The sequence below is a fragment of the Pseudomonas sp. 05N434 genome, assembly GCF_056396965.1.
On sequence record NZ_JBFTMK010000868.1, the window covers coordinates 1 to 1,293 of the forward strand.

Genomic DNA, 1,293 nt, shown 5'->3' on the forward strand with positions numbered 1-1,293 from the left:
TGTGGCGAGGGGGCTTGCCCCCGTTGGGTTGCGAAGCAGCCCCTCTTTGGCGATCCCTATCCGACATATGGACCGAGGCGTGAGGCTTGACGACTGCTGCGCAGCCGAATGGGGGGCAAGCCCCCTCGCCACAGGGTTTGTAACCATCCCGCATTGATTAGCCTCTGGGGTGATGCTTGGCATGCAGATCCTGCAAGCGCGCCCGGGCGACGTGAGTATAGATCTGGGTGGTGGAGAGATCGCTGTGGCCGAGCAACATTTGCACCACCCGAAGGTCGGCACCGTGGTTGAGCAGGTGCGTGGCGAAGGCATGACGCAAGGTATGCGGCGACAGCGACTTGCCGATCCCGGCGACCTTGGCCTGGTGCTTGATGCGATGCCAGAAGGTCTGGCGGGTCATCTGCTCACCGCGCAGGCTGGGGAACAGCACATCGCTGGGACGCCCGCCCAGCAACTCGCCACGGGCATCGCGCATGTAACGCTCGACCCAGACAATCGCCTCCTCGCCCATCGGCACCAGCCGTTCCTTGCTGCCCTTGCCCATCACCCGCAGCACGCCTTGGCGCAGGTTGACCTGTTCCAGCGTCAGGCTGATCAGCTCCGTCACCCGCAAGCCACACGCGTAAAGCACCTCAAGCATGGCGCGATCACGCTGACCGATGGCCTCGCTCAAGTCCGGCGCGGCCAGCAAGGCCTCCACATCGGCTTCCGACAAGGATTTAGGCAATGGCCTACCCAGTTGCGGCATATCCACGCGCAGGGTCGGATCGACGGCAATCAGCTTTTCCCGCAGTAAATAGCGATAAAAACCACGCACACCGGAAAGGAATCGCGCCGTAGAACGGGGTTTGTAGTTTTGCTCCAGGCGCCAGGCCAGGTGATCGAGGATCAACTCGCGCCCGGCGTTGATCAGCTCCAGGCCCTTCTCCTGCAACCAGCCGTTGAACAAAGCCAGGTCGCTGCGATAGGCATCGCGGGTGTTATCGGAAAGGCCTTTCTCCAGCCACAGGGCGTCGAGGAACTGGTCTATCAGGGGATGATCGATGGCAGGCATGGGGGCTCAGGACTGGCGGGCAAAAGGCCGCAAAAATGAAGAGTCTTGCATAACACGTTGAAGGTGACACATGAAATTCGGGCACAAAAAAAGCATCCCTTGCGGGATGCTTCTTTTTGAGTAGACGCTCAGCTCATTACCGGGCCGGTTCGTTCTGCCCCAGGATCAGCTTGCCATCCTTGTCGACCGGAATCTGATTGCCCGGATCGCGATCCATCCGCACCTTGCCTTCCTTGCCG

1 protein-coding gene and 1 pseudogene are annotated in these 1,293 nt (G+C 60.8%); both read right to left on the reverse strand.

From position 1 onward, the window contains the following. Positions 1-157: 157 nt before the first annotated feature. Positions 158-1,054, reverse strand: coding sequence for a site-specific tyrosine recombinase XerD (xerD, locus tag AC1DLB_RS30245; protein ID WP_019651849.1), 897 nt, complete (start codon positions 1,052-1,054; stop codon positions 158-160). 136 nt (positions 1,055-1,190) lie between these two features. After that, positions 1,191-1,293, reverse strand: a pseudogene (locus AC1DLB_RS30250) (glycine zipper 2TM domain-containing protein); the annotation flags it as partial.